The sequence below is a fragment of the Blastococcus sp. CT_GayMR20 genome (assembly GCF_004570345.1).
Window position 1 is genome coordinate 1 of sequence record NZ_SPQM01000210.1, and the last position, 5,997, is coordinate 5,997.

A 5,997-nucleotide genomic window follows, 5' to 3' on the forward strand; every position below is an offset into this window, starting at 1 on the left:
GGCCGCGGCCATCGTCGCCCCGTCGTACGGACCGTCGTCCGGTCGCCCGCTCCGCAGGGCGGCGAGCACGGCGAGGAGCTCCTCGCGCTGAGTGCCTACGAACGCGGCGTCCACGACGGCCCCGTGCCCGGGGACGACCGGCCCGCGGGCGAAGGCGTGCAGCCGGCCGAGCGTCGCCGGCCATTCCGCCGGGAACGCGTCGTCGAAGGCCGGGGGTGTGCCCTCCTCGACGAGATCACCGGCGAAGACGACCGTGCCGTCGTCCCCGTCCTCCACCTCGACGACCAGGTCGGAGCCGGTGTGCCCGCGGCCGAGGAACCGGAGGGTCACCTCCCGGCCGCCGACGTCGAGCACCGCCACGTCGTCGACCAGGCAGTCCGGCGGGTCGATGGGGACGGTCGCCACGAGCTCCGCTGCCGCCCCGTCGACGGTGCGCAACAACTCGGCCCGCTGCTGTTCGCCCGTCGCGACCAGCTCGGCCGCGCAGCCGCGCGACGCCCAGATCGCGGCCGGCCGGAAGGCCGCGTTGCCGAAGCAGTGGTCGTAGTGGGCGTGCGTGTTGACCACCGTCCACGGGTGCGGCGTGACGGTGCGGACGGCGGCGATCAGGTCGGCCGCCTCGCCGAGGTGGGACCGGGTGTCGACGACGAGGCAGGCGCCGTCGCCCACCACCAGGCCGCAGTTGAGGTCCAGCTCCGCGTGCCGCCGGACGAAGATGCCGGCGCCCACCTCCTGCCAGGCGCTCACCACCGGATCCGCATCGGCCGGCCGCGGGCATCCCGGACGTCGTCCCCGACGCTGAGGGCCGTCCCGTCGGCGATGCGCTGCGCCGACCAGGCGGCGGCGCAGGCGTCCAGCGCGTCGATCACCGGCAGGCCGACCCGGTCGTCGGCCAGGGCGTCGAGCACGTCCATCACCGGCTCCAGTGCGCGGATCCGCTGAGCGAGCCCGCTGCCGGAGGCCTTGCGATCGATCACCCGTCCGTCGAGCGCGCGGAAGGTCAGCTCGGGGTGCACTTCGTGCACGCGCGGATCCGGCGGGTCACCGAGGGCGTCGTCGAGCGACCGGATCGCGGGCACCAACCCGAAGGTCTGCACGGACAAGGAACGCCCCGACGCAGCGAGTGACGTCGTCCGCGCCTCGTCGTAGGTCGTCGCGTACAGGATCGGACGCACCGGCGCGGGGAACACGGAACTCGCCGCGCCGGGCAGCCGACGACGTGCCTCGACGTCGCAGGTGCGTACGCCGTCGTCCGAGAGGCCGATCGGCATGTCGATCGCGATGACATCCACATCAGCGACGGCGAGGACGGCGGCCGCGTCGGGCAGCACCCACAGCGTCACCGAGCGGCCGTCGAGTCGGGCCGCCACCCAGGCACCGCGCCAGCCGTCCACCCCGAGCACCGCCACAGCGCGAGCCTGACAGACTCCCCGGCATGCGCGTCTTCATCGGGACCGATCACGCGGGCCTCGAGTTCAAGGAGCACCTGAAGCGGGTGCTGTCCGACGCCGGCCACGAGCCGGTCGACTGCGGGGCGTTCGAGTACGACGCCGAGGACGACTACCCGCCGTTCTGCTTCGAGGTGGGGGAGCGGACGGTCGCCGAGCCCGGCTCGCTGGGGGTCGTCATCGGCGGCTCGGGCAACGGTGAGCAGATCGCGGCCAACAAGGTGCCGGGCGTGCGTGCCGCCCTGGTCTGGAACACGTCGACCGCCCAGCTGGCCCGCCAGCACAACGACGCGAACGTCGTCTCCATCGGTGCGCGGCAGCACTCCGACGACGAGGCGGCGGAGCTGGTGCTGGAGTTCCTGCGGACGCCCTTCAGCGGCGAGGAGCGCCACGCCCGCCGCATCGGGCTGGTCAGCGACTACGAGCGTGACCGCCACCGTCCCGCCGGTGGGCTCCCCACGCGGTCCTAGAGGCTCAGCACGTGGCCGGTCCGGGCCTCGGTCCGGCCGGCCTGCACCTCGAGCCAGACCTGTTCCAGCGCCTCGGGACCCTGCCCGACGACGACGTCGACCCACCCCTCGGCCCTGGGCGCGAAGCTGCGCCAGGCGTCGGCGAAGCGGCGGTCCAGCTCCTCGCGGCCCCACTCACCGATCCGCTTGCGCATCTGGTCGGGGGCGAAGAACATCCCGGGCCCGGTCTGGCTCAGCGTGCCGGCCGGGGCCGCCTCCTGGTGGGTGACGCCCACGACCACCTCGTGCACGAGCGCCGGGCCGAGGTGCGCGCGCAGGGTCGCGGTGAGGTCGGCGTCGCCGGCGACATCGGCGTAGAGCGTGGGCACCGCGGGCAGCTCGGTCACGGCGTCGTACGCCAGCACCGCGTCGTAGCAGCCCAGGCTCTCCGTGAACCCCACGTTGCGCGGTGAGGTGAGGCCCACGACCTCGCGGCCCTGCCGCTGGAGCTCGACGGCGGCGCCGTAGGCGGTCTTGCTGGACGCCGAGGACAGCACGATCCGCTGCGCCCGCATGGCGTCGTTGTCGACGAGCCAGTCGGCGAGCATGAACGAGGTCCAGAACAGCGGGCGGAACAGCACCTGGAGGTCCTCGCGGTCGGGCTCGTAGGCGGGGTCGCCGCTGGTCAGCGCGTAGGTGTTGTACGGCGACGGCAGCGTCGCCCGGTGGTCGGCCGTCTCCCGGAAGCCGCGCGCGTCGACCCGTCCGGGGCGGACGACGAGGTGGCTGCCCGAGGGCAGGTAGCCGTACACGCGCCCGCCGACCTCCAGCCCGTCGACGCGCGACTCCGCCACCTCGGCGAACCCCCACAGGGGGACGACGCCCCAGCCGGCATCGGTCGGGAAGAACTCCCAGTAGCGGAACGTGTCACCGAGGACCGCGTAGGTGACGTTGTTCGCCGTCACCCCCACGCGGTCCACCCGCAGCAGTGCCTCGCCCGGCGCCAGATCGGGCAGGGGTGATCTCGTCAGCCGGGTCCGGGTGAGGTCCGCCCGGTCGACCGACAGCGTCCAGGAACCCTCGTCGGAGGCCATGGGCCCGACCGTAGAGCGCTCAGAACTCGTCGGGGCACCACGGCGTCACGGGCCAGCTGAACGCGGTCGAGGCGTTCACCACCGCGCCGGGGCTGATCTCGCGCACCCGGCCCGCGGCCTGCAGCGACGCCAGGGACACCCCGCCCAGGTAGGCCGCCGACAGGTCCTCGATGCCCAGGGACAGATCCGGATCGCGGTCGGTGCGGTCGCAGAAGGCGCCCGCCGGATGGCCCCACATGTGCCAGCGGCCGGTGTTCCACTCGCAGAAGTCGTCTCGGACCTCGAGCACGAGGTCGATCGGCGAGGGGTACCGGCGAGCGGAGAGCGCGCGGCCGACGTCGACCAGCCGCAGCCAGAGCGCGTCGACCGGCCGGGCGTGCAGCGCACGCGGGTCGGCGAGCAGGTGGCGCAGGGGGTCGTCGTCCGAGGCCATCGGCGCGTCCACGGTCCGGACCAGGTCGTGCGAGAGCAGGAACTGCCAGAGCGCGGCGTAGGCCGTCGGGGTGGTCGACCGCACCTCGCCGACCCGCAGGGTCCCCTCCGGCTCGCTCGTCTCGGACCACGACGACTTGAGCCGGTAGAGGGCGAACCCGGTGACGGTCCCGTCGGCCTCGACGTGCAGGGCGTGCCGGCGGGCGGTGTAGCCGTGGCGCTGGTCGGGCTCGTCGCGCAGCAGCCGGTCCCACCACCGGTCGTCGCGCGCCATGTTGCCGGGGACGGACCGGCGCACGGTGTCGTGGATCCCGGCGGCCGCCGCGCGGAACTCGTGGGCATCGACGACCCGGATCCGCCCGGAGCCGGTGTCGACGTCCCGGCGGAGGGCGAGGCGCGACGTCTGCCCGGTCCAGCCACCCCGCCTGCTGGCCGGTGCGTAGCCGAAGCGGCCGTAGATCGAGGACTCCGCGGCCCAGAGCGCCGCGACCGGCTCCCGCTCCTCCTCGTGCAGCCCGTCGAGCTGCCGGCGCATGATCGCGGTGAGGACCCCCCGCCGCCGGTGGGTGGGGACCACCGTGATCCAGGTGATGCCCGCCGTCGGCACCGCGGCGCCGCCGGGCACGGTCATCTGCAGGCTGTAGATGCCTGCGGTGGCCGCGACCCGGCCGTCCTCGAACAACCCGAGCGAGCGGTCGAGCTCGGCGACCGGCGAGGGCGACTCGACGAAGGGACCGGTGGGGTCGTCGCCGAAGGTCTCGCTCATGGCCCGCGCGAACTGCGGCCACTCCTCGGCGGTGACGGGACGGAGCTGCTCGGCCAGATCGGACACACCGCCTGTCTACCGGGAAGGTCCGACCCGACGCCAACGAGTTCGCCCAGCGGATCGACGCGGTCCCGAAATGCTTGACGGAGGAGGGGACGGCGACGAGCCTTCGGCCATGACGGTCGTCCGGCTCCCCACGCGTGGCCGGTGGGCGTGGGACGCGCGCGGCAGCAACCGGGCGGTCCGCGTCTCGCCGCACGCGGACGAGAACGTGGTGAACCTCAGCCTGTGGCGCGACGACGTCTGCGTCGGCACCGTGCGGCTGCTCCCCGGCGAGGCGGCGTCCCTGGTCACCGGCCTGACCGAGGGGCTCGCCGAGCTGGCCGACCGGCTGGAGACCGGACGGCCGGCCGACACCGACCGGATGCACGAGATGGAGCTGCGGCTGGCGCGGATCGAGTCGCGGCTCGGCCCACCCACGTGGCGCACCACGGCGGCCCGGGCCGCGGAGGCGCTCGGTTCGTGGCGGTCGCGCATCCGCCGTCCCGGTCCGACGCCGTCAGGCGCGTAGGTAGGCCAGGGTCGCGAGCACGCGGCGGTGCTGGTCCTCGTCCTGGGCCAGCCCGAGCTTGGCGAAGATGTGCTGGGTGTGCTTCTCGACCGCCCCGGGCGTGACGACGAGGATGCGCGCGATCGCCGTGTTCGAGTGCCCCTCGGCGATCAGCCCGAGCACCTCGCGCTCGCGCGCGGTCAGCCGGCGGACCGGGTCGTCGGCACGGCGGCGCGCGAACAACTGGGCCACCACCTGCGGATCGAGCACGGTGCCACCCGCGACGACGTCCTCGAGGGCGGCCAGGAACGAGTCGACGTCCGCCACCCGGTCCTTCAGCAGGTAGCCGACCCCGCCCGCGCCGTCGGCCAGCAGCTCGTCGGCGTAGGCCACCTCGACGTACTGGCTGAGCACGAGGACCGCCGTCCCCGGGACCGCCCGCCGCGCCTCCACCGCGGCCCGCAGGCCCTCGTCCGTGTGCGTCGGCGGCATGCGGACGTCGACGACGGCGACGTCCGGACGCTGCTCGCTGACGGCCCGCACGAGCGACGGGCCGTCACCCACGGCGGCGACGACGTCGGTGCCGGCCTCCTGCAGCAGCCGGACCAGCCCTTCCCGGAGGAGCACCGAGTCGTCGGCGAGGACTACGCGCACGGCAGGGTCCCGGCGAGCCGGGTGGGTCCGCCGCGAGGGCTGTCGACGGTCAGCTCGCCGTCCACCGCGAGCAGCCGGTCGGTGAGCCCCGCCAGGCCGTGGCCGGGCGCCAGCACCGCGCCCCCGGTGCCGTCGTCCTCGACGAGGACCCGCAGCCGTCCGTCGCGACAGGAGAGCTCGACCCGGCAGGTGGCCGCGTCGCTGTGCTTGGCCACGTTGGCCAGCGCCTCGCTCACGACGAAGTAGGCGGTGTTCTCCGTGACCGGGGCCAGCCGCTCCGTGGGCAGATCGACGGCGAGGTCGACCGGCACGGGGGAGCGCGCTGCGAGTGCGGCGAGCGCCGCCGCCAGGCCGCGGTCGGCGAGCACCGGCGGGGCGATGCCGCGGGAGAGGGCACGCAGCTCCTCGAGCGTCTCACGGGCGAGGCCCGCGGCCTCGTCGAGCGTGACCCGCGCGGCGGCAGGGTCGCGGTCGAGCTGCCGCTGGGCGCGGGAGAGGTCCATGCCGAGCCGGACGAGCCGCTGCTGCGGTCCGTCGTGGATGTCGCGCTCCAGCCGCCGCAGCGCGACGGCCTCGGCGGCGACGGCGGCGTTGCGGCCCTCGG

8 protein-coding genes are annotated in these 5,997 nt (G+C 74.6%); 2 read left to right on the plus strand and 6 right to left on the minus strand.

What is annotated here, in order from left to right; translation table 11 throughout:
• Positions 1 to 747 (minus strand): MBL fold metallo-hydrolase (locus E4P40_RS25570; RefSeq protein ID WP_245160584.1); only part of this gene is annotated, 747 nt, incomplete at its 3' end.
• Complete coding sequence (locus E4P40_RS25575) at positions 744 to 1,409, minus strand: DUF429 domain-containing protein (protein ID WP_135161139.1); 666 nt, start codon at positions 1,407 to 1,409, stop codon at positions 744 to 746. The genes E4P40_RS25575 and E4P40_RS25570, both read right to left, overlap by 4 nt.
• Positions 1,410 to 1,435: 26 nt before the next feature.
• On the opposite strand from E4P40_RS25575, the gene E4P40_RS25580 reads away from it, so the two are divergent.
• Positions 1,436 to 1,918, plus strand: coding sequence for a ribose-5-phosphate isomerase (locus E4P40_RS25580; protein ID WP_135161140.1), 483 nt, complete (start codon positions 1,436 to 1,438; stop codon positions 1,916 to 1,918).
• On the opposite strand, the gene E4P40_RS25585 is transcribed toward E4P40_RS25580, so the two are convergent.
• Positions 1,915 to 2,991, minus strand: a complete 1,077-nt coding sequence (locus tag E4P40_RS25585; protein WP_135161141.1) for a DUF2855 family protein — start codon at positions 2,989 to 2,991, stop codon at positions 1,915 to 1,917. The genes E4P40_RS25580 and E4P40_RS25585 overlap by 4 nt on opposite strands.
• A 19-nt stretch (positions 2,992 to 3,010) precedes the next feature.
• Positions 3,011 to 4,255, minus strand: coding sequence for a GNAT family N-acetyltransferase (locus tag E4P40_RS25590; RefSeq protein WP_135161142.1), 1,245 nt, complete (start codon positions 4,253 to 4,255; stop codon positions 3,011 to 3,013).
• Positions 4,256 to 4,364: 109 nt separating this feature from the next.
• On the opposite strand from E4P40_RS25590, the gene E4P40_RS25595 reads away from it, so the two are divergent.
• Positions 4,365 to 4,760, plus strand: a complete 396-nt coding sequence (locus E4P40_RS25595; protein ID WP_135161143.1) for a hypothetical protein — start codon at positions 4,365 to 4,367, stop codon at positions 4,758 to 4,760.
• Here E4P40_RS25595 and E4P40_RS25600 read toward each other — a convergent pair.
• Positions 4,749 to 5,393, minus strand: a complete 645-nt coding sequence (locus E4P40_RS25600) for a response regulator transcription factor (protein ID WP_135161144.1) — start codon at positions 5,391 to 5,393, stop codon at positions 4,749 to 4,751. The two genes, E4P40_RS25595 and E4P40_RS25600, sit on opposite strands and share 12 nt — an antisense overlap.
• Positions 5,384 to 5,997: histidine kinase (locus tag E4P40_RS25605; protein WP_245160585.1), on the minus strand; the 614-nt coding region annotated here is incomplete at its 5' end. The genes E4P40_RS25600 and E4P40_RS25605, both read right to left, overlap by 10 nt.